Origin of the sequence: Psychrobacter sp. LFX-11D (assembly GCF_904846475.1) — a bacterium.
GTDB classification, from domain to species: Bacteria; Pseudomonadota; Gammaproteobacteria; order Pseudomonadales; family Moraxellaceae; genus Psychrobacter; species Psychrobacter cryohalolentis.
This window is the reverse complement of record NZ_CAJHAV010000005.1, coordinates 115,780-134,655: the sequence shown is the minus strand read 5'-3', so window position 1 is coordinate 134,655 and position 18,876 is coordinate 115,780. Positions and strand designations below refer to the sequence as shown.

The window sequence follows — 18,876 nt, the reverse complement described above, 5'->3', positions numbered from 1 at the left end:
CATACTTCGCTATAAAAATGCTCTTAATATTTGATTGAGATACCTTTTACCAAGTTCTGTCGGTTGCAACTGTTCCGGATGATCCATCAATAAACCTTGCTCGATTAATGTAGCAACTTGTATGGCAATGCTGTCATAACTTAGCCCCGTACGTGCTTCAAATAACGACCATGCTACGCCACCATGCAAACGTAAGGCATTAAGCATAAACTCACTAACCAACTCCTCTTCATCAATCGCTTGCCAGCCAACCATTTTTGGCACTGATATTGATGTCCCATCTTGGCCATGAGCTTCTTCATGTTCTATATAACTTTTTGGCATACGGGATTTACTAAAGCGATAGATACCTGCTTGGTTGGTTTCATTATCAATAGTCCAGAAATCAGTCGCCATCTTATTGCCGATATCTTGTCCGGTAATATCTTGTCCAATAGTGACTTTTCCATGAGCACCCGCCCCGATTGCCAAATAGTCACCAAACTGCCAGTAGTTGACGTTATGTTGACAAGGCTTATCCCCTGCCCCAGACCATGCGGATACCTCATAATTGCAATAACCCAAATTCTGTAATAATGTCTGACCAGATTCTTCTATATCTGCCAAGCGATCCTCATTGGGTAAAATTGGCTGACTGCGATAGAATACGGTATTTGGCTCAATGGTCAGCTGATACCATGAGATATGGGTCGCACCAGCATCGTGTGCCATTTGAATATCGTCTAACGCCTCGCTCATGGTTTGCTCTGGCAGTCCATGCATCAAATCCACGTTTACGCGCTCAAATCCAGCTTCTCGAGCCGCTTTAATTGCAGATAGCGCTTGAGTAGGATTATGAATACGTCCAAGCGTGGTTAATTGTTCAGCAGAAAAGCTCTGCACACCTATCGATAGACGATTAATACCCACCTCTAAATAGTCAGCAAATGGCGCATGCTCAAGGGTACCTGGATTTGCCTCCATGGTGATTTCGATGTCGCTAGAAAATTGATAATATTTCCGTAAACCATCAAACAAGCGCTGGTATTGAGCAATGGGCAACAACGACGGCGTACCACCGCCGATAAATATGGAGCTAATCTCACGTCCTTGGGTCAATATCTGCTGCATCGCAGCATCTTGCAATAATGCATCTACATATTCATCATACATGGACAGCTGACTATCAACTGGTAGCTCATGTGAATTAAAATCACAGTATGGGCATTTTTTGACACACCACGGGATATGGATGTATAACGCCAATGGAATGTCTGTCACTTCTACTGTATTCGAATGACCATCATGAAAAGGCTTTGCTTGCTGAAACAGTTGATTAGGTTTGATATTTGACATAAGCAGACTTATCTATAAATAGGTAACTGCCATCAGTAGCAGAAAATACCGCTAGGATAACGGCTAAGCACAGTAAAAAAAAGCCTAACTTCAAGAAAATTCTATCGATAACAAAACCAATGACAAAGGCTCATGTTAAAAATTCTTAGTTATAGGCAAAATAACTAAGAATCACCATTATTATATAAAATAATTATAAATAACCAACTATATAAAAAGGATAAAAACCATGGCATATTGGCTTATAAAATCTAATCCAAGCTGTTTTAGTATAAAAGACTTAGAAGGTGCAGGAACAGAGATGTGGGATGGCGTGCGTAACTACCGAGCCCGCAATTTTATGCGTGATGATATGCAAGTAGGTGACAAGGCGTTTTTTTACCACTCTAGTGCTAAACCCTCTGGCGTTGCTGGTATCGTGACTATTAGTCAAGCTGGCTATCCTGATATTACTCAATTTCATCCTGAACACCGGCATTACGACCCGAAAGCCACCGCAGAGAATCCGCGATGGTATATGGTGGATGTGACTTTCAATCAAGCTTTTAATGATATATTACCACTGTCAGAGCTAAAGTTTCTGCCCGCGCTCGAGGACTCATTATTACTGAGAAAAGGCTGTGAGCAATTGACCATCATACCGCTTGAGCCTAAACACTGGTATGCAATTATGGATATTGCAGGAAATCTTAATTTACTGTCAGAAGATACTGACTCTATTGAATGAATAATTCTGGCTTATAAGCACCAAAATTGATGTTTAATTCTTCTATTAGAGGCTTAATACACCTATAAATACGATATTTATCAAACCTTTCTAAAACATTTACATTATAGCCTAACTTCTTTACCATTCTATTAACTTATGACCTGTCACTTCATCACTTGAATCGGCGGGTTATTTTTATTTTAGCATCAGTGATTCTTTTTTCACTCCGCATGCCTAGTCTTATTAAAAATGCACTTGCTCATATTATTTATCGGAGTATTATCGTCGCACACCTCCTATTTTACTGTCTCGCTATTGATTTATTAATGGCTGTGTTTGTTCATTAGTAAAATTTGTTTATCAAAAATAATTATTGTAAAGAATAAAAGTTGCTCATTATGGTTTTCCCGTTGTCTTTTGTAGATTTTAAAAGTTACAGTTTACGCTTAGGTATACTCGCGCTGCCCATCTTAATCACCCAATTTTGTCAAGCAGCGCTTGGTGTTGTCGATGCCATTATGGCAGGTCAAGTTTCGGCACTTGATTTGGCTGCTGTCGCTGTCGGCTCAGGTATTTGGCTACCATTATTTTTATTAGCAACAGGTATTTTGATTGCGACTACGCCTCTGATCGGTGAAGCCATTGGTCAAAACCAACTCGATAAAGTACCACATATCACGCAGCAGTCATTATGGACGGCTGGTGTCATTGGTATCCTTGGTTTTATCATTGTCAACCTAGCACCCAATGTACTTGCCCTCATGGGTGTTCCTGAAAATATACAACCGATAGCAACTCAGTATTTGCATGGCGTATCATTTGGCTTCCCTGCAATTGCCGTTTATGCGGTGCTGCGTAGTTACTGTGAAGCGCTTGGTCGACCTGAGCCAGTGACAGTTATTAGTATCATAGGGCTGCTTGCAGATATCCCGCTTAACTATATTTTTATCCATGGCTTGTTTGGCATGCCTGAGATGGGTGGCGCTGGTTGCGGGGTAGCAACTGCTATCGTTTTGTGGATTAACGTCTTATTATTAGCCGCTTATACCAGCTTTACTAAGCGTCAGCAATTTGCCAGTACGCGCTTTTTTTATGCCTTTGCCAGCCCAAATCGGGCACAGATAAAAAAACTTCTCAAGCTTGGTATTCCGATTGGCGTCTCTATCTTTTTTGAAGCCAGTCTATTTAGCTTAGGCGCACTGGTGATTAGTCCATTGGGTGAGCTGGCAACCGCGTCGCACCAAGTCGCCCTATCAGTGACCTCGCAGTTGTTTATGATCCCCATTTCGGTCGCGATGGCACTGACCATTATGGTATCCAACCGCTTTGGTGAAAAAAACCTAATGGCACTGCGTCAAGTACAAGCAACCGGCCTTATATGGACGGTACTTATTGCATTTGCTTGTATGATTGGTGTTTGGCTATTTAGACCACAATTAGCAGCGGCATTCACTGACAATCCTGTAGTACGAGCTCAAGCCATGCATTTGCTCATCTTTGCGCTTGCTTATCAGCTATTTGATGGCTGGCAAGTCAATGTCGCGGGCATATTACGGGGCATGCAAGATACTACAATACCGATGTGGGTTACCCTATTTTGCTACTGGATAGTGGCACTGCCGCTTGGTATTTATCTAGTACGCTTTACTGATATTGGGGCGCAAGGTTTTTGGATGGCTTTAATTACGGGGTTATTTTTATCGTCTATTTTACTTACCATACGTTTGCGCTACCAACAAAAGAGATTACTGGCAATGTGGGGATAATAATAAGACTAGGTTTACACAAGTTTATCTAAATGTTATCTGTAATAATCATCACTGGCGCTCGCAAGTCACATAGACTATGATAAATTCTTACTCAAACGAGCGCTTACGTCATAATATGTAAAAAAACTCAGTTAACAACTGTACATCGATTGCTCATTGCCGTGAATATAGGTATCATTAGCAATTATCTACACAATATTTAGTTACACTATTTTTCTCGAATTTGTTACAAGGCAAAAATACAATTATGGATATTGAAAAAATACGCACCCTCATTGCACTCATGGAAGAAAGCGAACTGGTTAATTTGGAAATCAGCTCAGATGACGAGCATATCAGTTTGACTCGTCACTATGATGCGCCGGCGCCAACGATGATGGCCGCACCTACTGCTGGTGCTGCTACACCTCATACTACTGAATCTCAGCCTGCGATGAAAGCAGGTAGTGTTGAGACATCACCTATGGTTGGCGTTTATTACTCAGCCCCTAGCCCTAATGATCCACCATTTATAAAGGTTGGACAAAAAGTGCAAGCTGGTGATACGCTCGGCATCATTGAAGCGATGAAAATTATGAATCCTCTTGAGGCGACTCAAAGTGGTGTTATTGATGAGATCTTGGTCACTAATTCTGAAGTGGTACAGTTTGGTCAGCCTATCGTACGCTATAAAGCGTAACCAGATTTGCCAACCTTTACCTCGTTCTGATGGAGAGCGTGCTATTTATCAGGCAATATCAACTCCTGCTTAGGCTATTTTAGCTTAATCATATCTAAGCTTAAAGATTTTAAAGTTAGATAATCACTAGGCTTAATGAGTTTTGATATTGCTGAATATAGTGACTCCATTAAAAAACGCCGCTTCAATAAGGATGACCCCATGATAAAAAAACTGCTCATCGCCAATAGAGGTGAGATTGCTCTACGTATCGTTCGCGCTTGTAAAGCCCTTGGTATTCAAACCGTTGGTGTTTACTCTACGGCTGATGCCAATTTGATGCACTTACGCTTTGTTGATGAAGCCATTTGTATCGGCAAGCCTAATGCCAATCAAAGCTATCTAAATATCAATACTATCTTGACTGCTGCTGAGATTACTGGCGCTGATGCCATTCACCCCGGTTATGGTTTTTTGGCTGAAAATGCTGAATTTGCTGAACGTATTGAAGAAGCTGGATTAACCTTTGTAGGCCCTACTGCAGATCATATTCGTCTGATGGGAAACAAGGTTTCCGCGATCAATGCTATGAAAAAAGCGGGTGTGCCGACAGTACCTGGTTCAGTAGGTGCTGTGACGCTACACAATGCTGAAGAGCAAGCGCGCAATATCGGTTTTCCCTTGTTGATTAAAGCGGCAGCGGGTGGCGGTGGTCGTGGTATGCGTGTGGTTGAGCGCTTTGAAGAAATTATCGGTCAAGTGCAAGCGGCTAAGCAAGAAGCTGAGCTATGGTTTGGTGATGATACGGTTTATATGGAACGTTATCTCCAAAACCCGCGACATGTAGAGATACAAGTACTTGGCGATGGTAACGGTAATGCCATTCATTTATATGACAGAGATTGCTCATTGCAGCGTCGTCATCAAAAAGTTTTAGAAGAAGCCCCTGCCCCTGATATTCCTGATGATGTACGTCAGCCTATCTTAGATGCTTGCGTAAAAGCATGTAAGCTGGTCAAATACCGCGGTGCTGGTACTTTTGAGTTTCTATTTGAAAATAATGAATATTTCTTTATTGAGATGAACACTCGTGTACAAGTTGAGCATACTATTACTGAGATGATTACAGGCATTGATGTGGTCGTTGAACAGTTAAAAATCGCAGCTGGCTACGGTTTATCTTATCGCCAAAGTGAGATCGAAATTCAAGGTCATGCGATTGAATGTCGCATCAATGCTGAAGATCCAGTGACCTTTATGCCATCACCTGGTACGGTTACTCAGCTGTATTCACCTAGTGGGGCTGGTATCCGCTTTGACTCACATCTATATCCTGGCTATGAGATTCCAAGTTACTATGACTCTTTGATTGGTAAGCTTATTTGTCATGGTCAAACCCGTCAGCAAGCGATTTCTAAAACGCTACAGGCACTTGATGAGTTGGTTATCGAAGGTATCAAAACAAATATCCCGATGCATCGTGATGTAATCTTATCAGATGATAATTTTGTTCATGAAGCACAGAATATTCATTATCTTGAAAGAGAATTGTTAACTGCTAATAAAGAAAAAGCCAACTTGTGAACTGATTAAATATTGATATCACATATTGTTATCATAAAGATTTGTTCTCAATAAAAAAACCGCTATCTGCATGGATAGCGGTTTTTTAATGATGATTGTAATTAAAGCTAAAGCAAAGTCATCGAAAAACCATTATTATGGCAGAATTCTATTAAAGTTCATAAAGCACTCTTTGCCATCAGGATCAGCACACCACTGCATTTGATTGCCATCATGATTTAAAAATGCAATCAACGCCTCATTGCTCTGATCTATCTGGCTGCCGGAGCAATCTACTTCATTGTTATCGTAAACGGTTTTAATAGCAATGATAGGTAGCCCCTCTTCACGGTGCGTAATCAAATAACGTCCATAAGTCCACTCTTTGCCACTGACTGACCACATTTCATTATCAGCAGCAAAATTGTAAAGCTCACGGCACTGAGCAGATTTCTTTGCTGATGCAATGAGTTTTTTGCTGGTATCAGCTTGAATATTAATGAGGCGTTTTTCGTTTTGTGTCAATAGTCCTGCACCGGCGTCGACTTTAGGTTCGTTACTTTTAATCTGACTCTTATCTTTTAACGCTGCTTGCCGCGCCTCAGCTTCTTTGGTCATCGTGATACTACTGTTTAAATCAATCTCCCACTGTCCAGCAATCGCAGGACTAATATGTGTGGTAATGGTCGGCTTACTAACTGCTTCGCCATTTACTGGCAATGATGCCAAAATAGCAGCTAATGAAAATGAAGCAAATGAGAGAGGTTCCATAATTAACCTTGTTATTTATACTATTATAATAATGAATGCTATGTACATTAGCGTAAGTCTTAGTCACCGAAAACACAAGTAACATTATGATATTAGGCTTTAACCTCTCAGTGGTAAGCACTTCAATAAGATCTCTAATTACTGAGGTTCAAACATAAAAAATAACGCCATGGCTCTGATTTGCTTATCGCAATGAGCCATGACGTTATACTTATAGAAATGTAAACTTATATACCTAAATATTTAAATTCTTAAATACTTAGTTATTAAACAGCAGCGATACTAACTGCTTGAGCAAAGGCTGACAATGCACCCTTTAGCATGGCTGATACGGTGCTGCTACAAGTACCGATACCGGAATAAACTTCACCATCTACATTTAGCTGTATATAAGCAGCAGCATTGGCATTTGTCTTATTGTCTCTATTGTTATCATCATTGATACCATCACCGCTATTATGCTGCGGATTGATTGCATGCTCAGCGTAGTTAATGACATGGATTGATTTACCTGTGTGCTGCGCCAATCCATCGATAAACGAAGATAACGGCCCATTACCATCACCATCTATAGTGATGGTATCGCCATTCATCTGAACTTGACCGTTAAAGTAGACTTCGCCGCCTTTATTGTTGACCGTATAATCTAACAGCTCAAAACTGCCTTGCTGTAAATAAGTGTCTTCAAAGGTCTGTAAGATTTCATCATTCTGCAATTCACGAGCCGTGGTTTCAGCTTGTTTTTGTACCACACCACTAAAGTCAATTTGCATCCAACGTGGTAAATTAAAGCCATAGTTGCGCTGCAAGATATAAGCCACACCGCCTTTACCAGATTGGCTATTGATACGAACCACATCCTGATAGCTGCGACCAATATGTGCAGGATCAATTGGTAAATATGCCACATCCCAGACGTTTTCTGTCTTCTCCACATGCTTCTCATTATAGTCGAGGCACTTCTTGATTGCATCTTGGTGCGAGCCGCTAAAGGCAGTAAATACAAGCTCACCCACATAAGGATGACGTGGATGCAGAGGCAAGTTATTGCATTCGCTAACGACTTGTACAATCTCACTCATGTTACTAAAATCAAGCTCAGGATCGATACCTTGGCTAAACAGATTCATCGCCATGACCATGATATCCATATTGCCAGTACGCTCGCCATTACCAAGCAAGGTGCCTTCGATACGATCTGCGCCAGCAAGCATACCAAGCTCAGCCGCCGCCACCGCACAGCCTCGGTCATTATGCGTATGCAAGCTAATAGTTACATGCTCACGCTTGGCAAGATTACGACAAAAATACTCGACTTGATCAGCGAATACATTGGGCATTGACGCCTCAACCGTCGCAGGTAAGTTTAAGATTACCTCTTGACCATTCTCGGGCTGCCAAACATCACAAACGGCATCACAGACTTCAACTGCATATTCAGTCTCAGTTTGGCTAAAGCTCTCAGGTGAATACTGGAATACCCATTCTGTTTCTGGATATTTAGCAGCATATTCAACCAATAATTTAGCACCAGTGACAGCTATCTCTTTGATTTCAGCTTTATCTTTAGCATATACTTTTTCGCGCTGAATACGGCAAGTTGAGTTATAAACATGAACGATGGCACGCTTTGCGCCTTTTAAGGATTCAAAAGTACGAGCAATCAAATGCTCACGTGCCTGCACCAATACCTGCAAAGTCACGTCATCAGGCACATGATTTTCTTCAATCAATTTACGAGCAAAATCAAACTCGACTTGTGCCGCTGAGGGAAAACCTATTTCAATTTCTTTAAAACCCACATCTATCAAGGTTTCAAAAAAACGCATTTTTTGTTCAATAGTCATCGGATCAATCAATGCCTGATTGCCATCACGCAGATCCACACTTGCCCATATCGGTGATTTCTCTAGCGTTTTGCTCGGCCATGTGCGATCTGGCAACAGTGGCGCAAATGCAAAAGGGCGATATTTACGGAAATCGAAAGCGGCTTTTTTGGGTGTGCTCTTTGCAGCGGCAGGCGCTACAGGGCGTGTTGCTTGGTCAGACATAATCAATCCTTAGATGGCATTAGGTTGGTATTTTTAGTGAGGCAATCAATGCCAAAATCTTGCTTTATCATACGAGATAATACGAACTTATGCCATTATAATAACAAAGTTTATAAGGTGAATATCGGCTTTATAATAAGTATATTTACATTATATTAGTGAAATGCGATAAATCAATCGCTATAATTGGCATAATCCACTAATAAAAATACTTATTATGCAACATACTCATTCTAATCAGCTGTTAATTGCAGATATTGATGACACAGATAAACGCTTATTGCGCTTATTGCAGACCGATGCACGTATGAGCATTACTGAGCTTGCCGAGCGCGTTAATCTCTCGGCAACCCCTTGCGCGCGCCGTATTAAGCGCTTAGAAGATAGTGGCGTTATCACCGGTTATCATACTCAAACCGATGCCCAAAAACTTGGCTATCCCTTGGCAGTTTTCATTGCTATCAGTATGGACCGTCACACAGCTGACCGTTTTGAGCAGTTTGAGCGCAAGGTTAAAAGCTTCGATGAAGTCATCAGCTGTAGTATCGTCACTGGTCGCTCCGAGGACTACCTGATTAAAGTACGCGTACGCGATATGGCTCACTATGAGGAATTTTTATTGCATCGGTTAAATCGTATCGAAGGCGTGGCACAAGTTCATACCAGCTTTGAGCTGCGAGAAGTATTCAGCCGCAGTATGGTTTAATCCTACTAAAATGATTCGCTTAAATGATTATTTTTTGCAGTCGGTTCGTTTGACGCCAGAAAAAGAATACCAAAACCAGTCCTATCAGCAGTCCTATAGCCGCTACCAACAACCCTGCATTAAAGTTATCATTCTCTCCCGCCAGCGCTACCGTTACCAATGGTCCGATGAACTGCCCTATTGCATAGGCTAATGTCGCCAGTCCTATCAGCAGATTTGAGTAGATGGGATTTATGTTTTTAATAATCGTCAAGGTCATAGAGACCATACCCACAAAGGTTAACCCTAAAATCATGGCATTAGCATATAAACCAATAGCACCATCAAACCCTATTGGCAAATACATGCCAAACGCTTGCAATAACGTCAAGCCCATTAAGGTTTTGACTTCACCAATACGCTTGGCAAGAGCACCCCAAATCGGGTTTGAGAGCATGGCAAAGATACCTACCACCAACCAAATAGACAGTCCAGCAGAATTTTGAGTGGTCAAGCGCTGAGCTGCCATTACCGGCAAAAAAGTCGCCGATGTAATATAACCAAAGCCTGCCAGCACATAACTGGTCAACAATAATGCAATGGGCTTGCTATGACCTGCTAGCGCCTCGTATAAAGAACGCTTAAAATTAATATAGGTTTGATATAGCGAGGAATAATGATTACTCTGGGGTGTTTCTGAGCTTACTGATGTTGGATTTGATGATGTTGAACCAGATAAAGTAACCATAGCAGACGGACGTATGCCATACAGCAACCATAAAACAGGTAAGCTAATCATTCCAGCGATCAGCCAAATCACGTCGAAATGGTAGCCAAGCGTCAGTAACCACCACGTCAATATTGCGGAGGCACTGATACCGACGCCGATACCTGCATAGTGTACTGCCGATAGCACCGAACGGCGCTCAAGACTGAAGCTTTGAATGACCAAAGATGAGCTTAAAATCATCGCCACACCACTTGCGATACCTGATATCAGCCGAATGCCATACCATAGATTTAATGACATATTTGGCACGACCAACAGCATGGTAGTAATGACACTAACTATTGTCCATAATATTAGCATGTGCCATGTTAAACGCTGCGGCACAAACATCGCGATAAGCGCGCCAATAAAGTAGCCAATATAGTTGATTGAAGCGAGCCAACCCGCAATGGTCGTGGATAGCGACAATTGCAGCATAATATCAGGTAAAGTGGCTGTAAATAAAAAGCGTCCAAACCCCATCACCACTGCCATACAGTACATACCAATCAACGCAACAGCTGTTTCATTGGTGATAGTAATAACAGCACGGCTTTTGAGAGCAGTCATCATGACAAGGCCATTTTGTGGCAAAAAGCACACAATCCTTTGTGTTAAAGTAGTAAACAACAATTATGAACGAGTATTAGAACAGCATTAAATATAGTATTTAATCCTACGAAACATTGAGTGTTGGACGATTTTCTTGCTCATTTTTCTCTGCTTGTCCCAACATCTGCACGCGCTGATCACTAAACATATCCATATCAGGTGCAAGCGTACGCATAAAGCGGTCAAAATAGAGCATCTGCTTGGTCAATAAAGCAAAATCACGCGGAAAATGAATACCATGACGCTTACCGACCTCAACTATCTCCAGCATCATTGTATTCAGCTCATCCGCCTGCTCTTTCGTATTAAAAGGCACACCACTGGTAAAGGCTTTGTCCTCTGCCATAATGGTCTTCATCATACGCTGCAAATCATCACCCAATGCCACCACATCAACCTGACTACCACCATGTGTCATCTCCATATCTATCATATGGCGTGCCATCGCATAATAATCATTATCCTGCATGGCTTGCATCATTCCCATGCAAGCGCGCCAGCTTTCAGCCTTCAATTTACCGACAATACCAAAATCTAAAAATCCGATACGTCCATCAGTTAATAGCATTAAATTACCCGCATGCAAATCCGCATGGAAACTATTACACAGCATCAGACTTGCAAACCAAGTATTGAGCGTATCTGCCATCACTTGGGCAGGATCAGTACAATATTGACGCATCAAAGTTTCATCTACCATAGAGACACCGTATAAGCGGCTCATGGTCAACACACGCTTGGTAGTGTACGCCTCATAGACTTTTGGTGCCACCACACGTGTATTGCCTGATACTGCCAAAAACTGCTGAAAGTCGCGAATATTTTGTGCCTCAGCGATAAAGTCTGTCTCCGCAAGCATACGCAAACGAATCTCATCAATAATCGGCGCAATGCTGGCAAATCTCATTGAAGGCATCAACAATTCAACCAGCTTTGTCACGCCATGCAATACACCCAAATCCGTCTGCATAATGGTTTCGACGCCAGGTTTTTGCACCTTTAAGACAACTTCATCACCATTATGCAAACGCGCTGCGTGGACTTGGGCGATAGAAGCAGAAGCCAGTGGTTTTGAATCAATATAGGCAAACGTCTCTTCAAGTGTGAGTCCATTAACAGCTAGCTCTTCTGTTAATACTTGCTCGATATAAGCATAAGACAATGGCGTGGTTTGATCCAAACAGCTTTGAAAGGCTTGCACATATTCGCGCGGAAATAATGACGGCGTACTGGCAATAAACTGCCCAATTTTGATATAAGTCGTACCCAGTTGTTCAAAAGTTTCTTTTAACAGCATGGCATCAGGCTTTTCGCCCTTCGCCACTCTAAGCGCTGATAAACCAGCGACACTTGCTGTTTGACGAACACGATTAACGACATTAAAGGTATGTTTTAATAAATGCGGACGATGAATTTTCATAAAAGACAACTGTGGTCATAAGAAGGATATTTGAGAATCGGCGATTATAATTGGTAAAAAATCATTAATTGAAATTAGGAAAAGCTATTACAGACAGGACATTCTGACTCTTTTCGATATCCCATCAAGCGTTGCTGCATCCGACTACCATCCCATATCAGCAGTTTGTTTGTCAGTGGATTTTTGGTTAATCCTAGATATTGCAAAGCTGCATTGGCTTGTAGATTCCCCATGATAGCTGTGGTGCTGGCAAGCACTCCTGAATTGGCACACGTACGTTCATCCGCCTCGGCATCTAGTACTACCGAACCAAACACACAGTGATAGCAGCCAGTATTTAGATGTGGCTCAAACAGTGCCAGTTGCCCCTGCATTGCAATAGCAGATGCCGATAATAATGGAATCTGATAGCGCACACTAATACGATTGATGATGTCACGGGTAGCAAAATTATCTGTACAGTCTAACAATAGGTCTGGCGTACCGCACGCCATATCAAGTAACTCATAAGCATTGTCTTCACTCAAACGCGCTATCGTACCGCGAGCTGTGATTAAAGGATTGATACGCATCAACATTTGCGCAGCAGTTAGAGCTTTAGGTTTACCAATATCCTCCGGTAAAAACAATGTTTGACGCTGTAAATTACTGGCTTCAATGTCATCTTCATCAATTAGGTGAATATGCCCAAGTCCTGCACGCACTAAGGTTTCAGAAGCTGGGCAACCTAGCCCACCTGCGCCTATCATGACGACACGTGATGATTTTAATCGTAGCTGAGCATCAATATCCCAGCCATCAAGCAATATTTGACGCGCATAACGCAGCAGCTCATCATCTAACAATATCTCTGTTTCTACATTACTCATATGGATTACCAGTACTCAATATTGCCGCTTATTTTTATAAAACTGCCCAAGCGTCACTCTATCGTTCCCACCAAAATCTTTAATCGTTTGTATATTATCGAAATGATTGTCCGCAAATAACTGGCGTGCAGCATGCCCTTGATCAAAGCCATGCTCAATCGCTAGTAGCCCGCCTACTTTTAGGTACTGCGGCGCATGATGGACAATATGTTCGATATCAGCCAAACCATGATTAGGGGCGCTCAAAGCACTAATTGGCTCTGCTAATAAACCTGCTAAATGCTTATCCGCCTCATCAATATAGGGCGGATTTGAGACAATCACATCGAATAAATGTTCGTCCTGAGTAGAGAGTGCATCATACCAGCTACTATGGACAAACTCGATATCTACAGCATTACTGACCGCATTATGCTGAGCAATTTTTAGCGCCTCTAGCGAGAAATCAACGGCAACAACTTGCCAGCTTACTGGTTCCAATTTGCGAGCCAGCTTTAACTCGTGAGCAAGACTAATGGCAATGCAACCAGAACCCGTGCCCAGATCAAGCAGACGCTTATTGCTAGCAGCATTAGGTACAAACTCTTTATTGGCAGTATTTATCCAATGTAGTACTTGCTCAACCAAAACTTCCGTATCGGATCTGGGAATTAAGGTATGTTCATTAACGGCAAAATCAAGCGACCAAAATGCCTGTATACCCGTTAAATAAGCCAATGGTGTACCTTGCTGCATTTTGGTCACACCAACATTAAATCGCTCAACCTCAACATCACTTAGCTGATAGCTATCATCCGTTATTAAAAATAGCGCGGGTTTATCAATGATATATAGCAGCCAATCCGTTATCCAAAATGGCGGAACAGATAATTCTTCCGCCATTTGAATCGCTTGCTGCTTGATTTGCCATACTGTTACGTCTGCTGCTTTTTGCGCTGTCATAAATGACTCTTAATAATTATATCTGCTTTATTTTTATAACCTCTAACCTACTCTGACGCGCGCGGTGGCTCATTGGTATTGGTTAAATTAGGATTGGCTTTGGTTAACTCAACACCTTTATTACTGCCACTATTACTATCGTCACCGCCATCACCATAAATATCATCATTGTCACCAATGACGATATATTTATCAACATAATAAATCAGCGCTAAAATAGGAATACCAATTAGAAAAGTAAACATAAAGAAGAAGGGATAACTGGTGCTATCAACGATAGTGCCTGAATAACCACCCACCACTTTTGGTAATAATGTCATTAGTGATGAAAATATTGAATACTGGACGGCAGTAAATCGAATAGATGTTAATGCAGATAAGAAGGCAATAAATACAGCACTAGCAAGACCAGCTGCAAGGTTATCAAGGATTACTGCCAAATACATATACGGCAAGCTCCCAGGATGGTACGTCAACAGAATAAATAACAAGTTGGTCACGCAGGCAAGGACTGCTCCAACCATCATTGCACGCATGATACGCATCTTTTGTGCTAATAAACCACCTAAGAAACCACCAGCAATCGCCATGACAACACCAACCAATTTAACGGCGTTGGCAATATCAACTTTAGTGAATGCCATGTCTTGATAGAAGACGTTAGAGATAACCCCGGCAACGATATCGGAGATACGATAAAGACCAATCAGCGCCAATAACAATAACGCCTTTTTACCGTAACGGCGGAAAAAGTCAGCAATAGGCTCAATCCATGTGGTCTTAGCAAACTCTTGCTCCACAAGATTGGCTTTTACTAAGCCGTAACCGATAATCAAAGCCGCTGCCAAACTCGATACCATACGCACTACTTCGATTAAGAAGCCTGCGAACACACTTTCTGTCTCAGGTAAGACCAAGCCCGCATTAGCAAATACCAGTACAAAACCTATGACTGATATAGCGAATACTAATACTAGACGGGTATATTCTGACGTTTTACGTTCAACAACCACTTGTTGTCTAATCGGCTCATGAATCACCAAGGTGGTAATAACCCCAATGCCCATCACCGCTGCCATAATCCAGTAGGTATTGCGCCACGCCTCATAGCTATAGAAGCTCTCGGTAGAACCAAAGTAATCGGCTAAATATAATGCTCCAGCACCAGCGACAATCATCCCGATACGGTAACCGGTCACATACATGGCAGACAAGACCGCCTGTAGGCTTGGTGGTGCCAATTCGATGCGATAGGCATCAATAACGATGTCTTGTGTCGCTGATGAAAAGCCAAGTAGTACTGCACCTACTGCCATCAGGACTAGACTGCCCTCATTCGCTGGATTGACACTCGCCATAATACAGATAGCGGCAATAATCATAATCTGCGAGACCAAAATCCAGCTGCGCCTGCGACCTAAGAGCTTGGTTAATATTGGCAATGGCACCGCATCAATCAGTGGTGCCCAGATAAACTTAAAGGCATAACCAAGCGCTGCCCAGCTAAACATCGTTACTACGCTACGATCAATCCCTGCTTCACGCAGCCATAATGATAAGCTAGAGAAAATTAGTAAGATCGGAATGCCAGCGACAAAGCCCAAGAACAGCATGATAAGTGAACGCCGATCAAGATAAGCTTGCAAAGATTCGCTAAGTGACTTCTTGGCAATAGGAGAATTGGGCGGAATAGGTTGGACAGCAGACATAACGACTCACCAAAAATTTAGACAAAAAATACGACAGTGCGCTACTTTTTATCCAAAAATTTTATCTACTGGCAGTGTGACATCGAGACTATCAGGATAAAAAAGGACAAAAAATTGCCTAGCTCTGTACAAAGAAAATGACATTTGCTGCAAAATTGAATAATGGTACTTGAGAATGCTTAAATTGACTAGATGTTTTTCCACTAACTACTTGATTGAGCATATCGGATATACTCTATAGCTTTCCTTAGTAAGTACATGTATCTTAACCTTTCTTAAATATAAATTAAGATATAATTTTTTGGTTTACTCCTATTAGATTTCTATCTAGCCTACTATTCAAGCGATTTTCCTATATTCCATATATGTATAAATAGATACCTATTTATTATATACAAGAATAATAGCTTTGATTTACACTACACGCTTGTTATGTTGTTTGGGCGTTTTAACTTTTATAAAGACGACTGACTCTTTATATAATGGGATTAACTTATGGCAATCGACGTAGTGGTCAATCAGCGGCATCTGCAAATTCAACTCAAACAGTTGGAGACAGTGTGGCATACCGTAATCAATGGCTATAATTTAAGTCAGGCGGCGACGGTACTGCATACCAGCCAATCAAGTCTTTCAAAGCATATCGCAGCACTTGAGAATCAGCTCAAAACTGAAGTGTTCGTGCGCCAAGGCAAACGTTTGACGGGGCTTACGACAATGGGTACGGCGCTCATGCCGCATATTGAGTCTATCTTTACCGAAATCCGTACGATTGAAAACCTCAGCCTCGACTTTAACAATCCAAATGTGGGTACATTGACAATTGCCACGACTCATACTCAGGCACGTTATGTCTTACCAGAAGTCGTGAAAGAATTTAAAGAGCGTTTTCCTAAGGTTAATCTCATTCTACAACAGGCAGATCCTGAAACCATCGCACAGATGGTGATACGTGGGCAGGCCGATATTGGTATTGCAACCGAGTCCTTGCTACATAACAACTATCTGCGCTGCTATCGTTATTACGACTGGACGCATCGTGTCATTGTGCCAAGCGATCATGAATTGGCAGGACTAGAATCTATCGATTTACCAACTCTCGCCAGCTATCCAATCGTAACTTATCACGGTGGTTTTACGGGGCGCGGCGCCATTGACAAGACTTTTAGCGATGCCGGTCTTGAGCCAGATATCGTATTGGCAGCACTTGATGCTGATGTGATTAGCACCTATGTTGGACTTGGCTTAGGGATTGGTATTATTGCAGAAATGGCATTTGAGCCAAGTCATTATCAAAATCTAACCGCCATTCCAGTCGACCATTTTGGACGTTTTACCAGTTGGATGGCAGTACGTGATGACGCAGAGATTCGTCAGTATGGACGGGCGTTTATGGAGCTGTGTCAAAAACAGTTTAGTCAGTAATGACTGCTGTTTTCACTAATACGTGTAGCTATAGTCAATCCACTATAAATCAAACACAGTGCTACTGGGATAAGTTTTGCGCCGCCTCTGTCTGCGCAGGCACAGCAAGCAAGAGAAATTTATACCAGTAGCGCGTTATGATATTTGTACTTATTTTATTTAGGAGTGACTATAGTATTTGATTATTAAGTCAGTTATATAAATAGAAGATCAAAGTACTCGTAATTAAAAATACTCATAAAAGCATCATTATCTTTAGATAGTGATGCTTTTTATTGTGAACTATTCTTTTCTAGTCAATGTCTGACTAAACCAACTGTCCTTATCCTCTATATCTCATATGATTAAGATTTGTTATCAGCATGAATACTGACCTTTATATCTTATTTAACCGCCCCATTATATAGGAGGTAAAGCGTTCAGGACTTGCATAATGATACTTATATCACTAGTTGAATAATAACTACGCAAGCTGAGGCTCTTATAAATTTATAATAAATAATACTGCCATTAATCATATGGCATCTAAAAACAGGTGATTTATGAGTAACTCTATTCCCTTATCCTTCTTAGATTTAGCCCCCGTTCCTGAGGGTAAAAGCATCGCTGAAGGCATTGCCCAAACCGTCGAGACAGCGCAGCAAGCTGAAAAATCTGGCTTAAATCGCTATTGGATGGCAGAACATCATAATATGCCCGGTATTGCTAGTGCAGCGACGTCAGTGCTATTGTCGCATATTGGTGCTCAGACTAAGCGTATACGTATTGGCGCAGGTGGTGTGATGTTGCCCAATCATGCCCCGCTCGTCATTGCTGAGCAGTTTGGTACTCTGCAAGCATTATATGGCGATCGCGTAGATTTGGGTTTGGGTCGTGCGCCCGGTACAGACGGTGCAACTTTTCAGGCATTACGTCGCCAGATGCAAGATGCTGATCGCTTTCCGCAAGATGTGCAAGAGTTGATGTACTTTTTGGGGAATGGCACAGATGATAGTCCCGTACAAGCATTTCCGGGTGCAAAATCCAATATTCCCATTTGGATACTAGGTTCTTCCCTTTTTGGTGCGACCTTAGCAGCGCACTTAGGATTGCCATATGTGTTTGCTTCACACTTTGCGCCGCAAATGCTTGGGCAAGCCATCAATGCTTATCGCGAGCAATTTAGACCATCAGCTTACTTAGACAAGCCTTATGTCATGCTAGCGGCAAATTTATTGCTTGCGGACGATGATGCGACCGCCCATTATCACTTTACCTCAGCACAGCAGAGCTTTGTGCGCTTGCGCCGTGGTGAAACAGGTCAAATGCCAAAGCCTACTCATGATATGGATAGTATCTGGAGCGCTGCTGAGAAAATGATGGTGGATAGTGCGTTGTCGGTATCGTTCATCGGCTCTGTTGAAACGGTTAAGCCAAAGCTTACGGCGTTTCTTGCTACCTATCAGCCCGATGAGCTGATTGTGACAGCAAACATCTATGACCAAGCAGCACGTTTGCGTTCGCTTGAGCTTGTCTCTGAGCTTAATTTATTTGATTTAAAACCAACAGCAATACTTGCATAATATTAAAAAACCTTCCCTTCTTTATAG

The 18,876-nt window shown here is 41.9% G+C and carries 15 protein-coding genes; 7 read left to right on the top strand and 8 right to left on the bottom strand.

Annotation, left to right across the window (positions count from 1 at the left end; translation table 11 throughout):
* Positions 1-9: 9 nt before the first annotated feature.
* Positions 10-1,335 carry a radical SAM family heme chaperone HemW gene (hemW, locus tag JMX75_RS05565; protein WP_201531390.1) on the bottom strand — a complete coding sequence of 442 codons (1,326 nt, stop codon included), beginning with the start codon at positions 1,333-1,335 and terminating at the stop codon, positions 10-12.
* Positions 1,336-1,564: 229 nt separating this feature from the next.
* Here hemW and JMX75_RS05560 point away from each other — a divergent pair, with 229 nt between their 5' ends.
* The 4 genes from JMX75_RS05560 (at position 1,565) to accC (ending at position 6,055) form a co-directional block, all read left to right on the top strand.
* A complete protein-coding gene (locus JMX75_RS05560) occupies positions 1,565-2,062 on the top strand; it encodes an EVE domain-containing protein (RefSeq protein WP_201531389.1) in 498 nt (165 codons plus the stop codon).
* 380 nt (positions 2,063-2,442) lie between these two features.
* Positions 2,443-3,810: an MATE family efflux transporter gene (locus JMX75_RS05555; protein ID WP_011513501.1), complete on the top strand. Its 1,368-nt coding sequence runs from the start codon at positions 2,443-2,445 to the stop codon at positions 3,808-3,810.
* Between the two features lie 250 nt (positions 3,811-4,060).
* Positions 4,061-4,492 carry an acetyl-CoA carboxylase biotin carboxyl carrier protein gene (gene accB, locus JMX75_RS05550; protein WP_011513500.1) on the top strand — a complete coding sequence of 144 codons (432 nt, stop codon included), beginning with the start codon at positions 4,061-4,063 and terminating at the stop codon, positions 4,490-4,492.
* 201 nt (positions 4,493-4,693) lie between these two features.
* Positions 4,694-6,055 (top strand): acetyl-CoA carboxylase biotin carboxylase subunit, encoded by a 1,362-nt coding sequence (accC, locus tag JMX75_RS05545; protein ID WP_020443367.1) that lies wholly within the window; start codon positions 4,694-4,696, stop codon positions 6,053-6,055.
* Between the two features lie 135 nt (positions 6,056-6,190).
* On the opposite strand, the gene JMX75_RS05540 is transcribed toward accC, so the two are convergent.
* Positions 6,191-6,805 carry a hypothetical protein gene (locus tag JMX75_RS05540; RefSeq protein WP_201531388.1) on the bottom strand — a complete coding sequence of 205 codons (615 nt, stop codon included), beginning with the start codon at positions 6,803-6,805 and terminating at the stop codon, positions 6,191-6,193.
* Between the two features lie 266 nt (positions 6,806-7,071).
* Positions 7,072-8,856: a 2-isopropylmalate synthase gene (leuA, locus tag JMX75_RS05535; protein ID WP_201531386.1), complete on the bottom strand. Its 1,785-nt coding sequence runs from the start codon at positions 8,854-8,856 to the stop codon at positions 7,072-7,074.
* Between the two features lie 217 nt (positions 8,857-9,073).
* Between leuA and JMX75_RS05530 the strand changes: the two genes are divergently transcribed.
* Positions 9,074-9,562, top strand: a complete 489-nt coding sequence (locus JMX75_RS05530; protein WP_020443364.1) for an Lrp/AsnC family transcriptional regulator — start codon at positions 9,074-9,076, stop codon at positions 9,560-9,562.
* A 19-nt stretch (positions 9,563-9,581) separates the two neighbouring features.
* Here the strand turns inward: JMX75_RS05530 and JMX75_RS05525 are convergent, their stop codons facing one another.
* The 5 genes from JMX75_RS05525 to JMX75_RS05505 form a co-directional block, all read right to left on the bottom strand.
* Positions 9,582-10,883: a YbfB/YjiJ family MFS transporter gene (locus JMX75_RS05525; protein ID WP_201531385.1), complete on the bottom strand. Its 1,302-nt coding sequence runs from the start codon at positions 10,881-10,883 to the stop codon at positions 9,582-9,584.
* A gap of 103 nt (positions 10,884-10,986) precedes the next feature.
* Positions 10,987-12,342, bottom strand: a complete 1,356-nt coding sequence (locus tag JMX75_RS05520; RefSeq protein ID WP_201531383.1) for an ABC1 kinase family protein — start codon at positions 12,340-12,342, stop codon at positions 10,987-10,989.
* A 74-nt stretch (positions 12,343-12,416) separates the two neighbouring features.
* The gene (locus tag JMX75_RS05515; RefSeq protein WP_201531381.1) at positions 12,417-13,211 is read right to left on the bottom strand and encodes a HesA/MoeB/ThiF family protein; all 795 of its coding nucleotides are present in this window, start codon (positions 13,209-13,211) and stop codon (positions 12,417-12,419) included.
* Between the two features lie 15 nt (positions 13,212-13,226).
* Complete coding sequence (gene prmC / locus JMX75_RS05510) at positions 13,227-14,153, bottom strand: peptide chain release factor N(5)-glutamine methyltransferase (protein WP_201531379.1); 927 nt, start codon at positions 14,151-14,153, stop codon at positions 13,227-13,229.
* A 47-nt stretch (positions 14,154-14,200) separates the two neighbouring features.
* Positions 14,201-15,862: an AmpG family muropeptide MFS transporter gene (locus tag JMX75_RS05505; RefSeq protein WP_201531377.1), complete on the bottom strand. Its 1,662-nt coding sequence runs from the start codon at positions 15,860-15,862 to the stop codon at positions 14,201-14,203.
* Between the two features lie 495 nt (positions 15,863-16,357).
* On the opposite strand from JMX75_RS05505, the gene JMX75_RS05500 reads away from it, so the two are divergent.
* Positions 16,358-17,287: a LysR substrate-binding domain-containing protein gene (locus tag JMX75_RS05500; protein ID WP_011513490.1), complete on the top strand. Its 930-nt coding sequence runs from the start codon at positions 16,358-16,360 to the stop codon at positions 17,285-17,287.
* A 542-nt stretch (positions 17,288-17,829) separates the two neighbouring features.
* On the top strand, positions 17,830-18,849 hold the full coding sequence (locus tag JMX75_RS05495; protein ID WP_201531375.1) for an LLM class flavin-dependent oxidoreductase: 1,020 nt from the start codon (positions 17,830-17,832) through the stop codon (positions 18,847-18,849).
* The last annotated feature ends 27 nt before the right edge of the window (positions 18,850-18,876 follow it).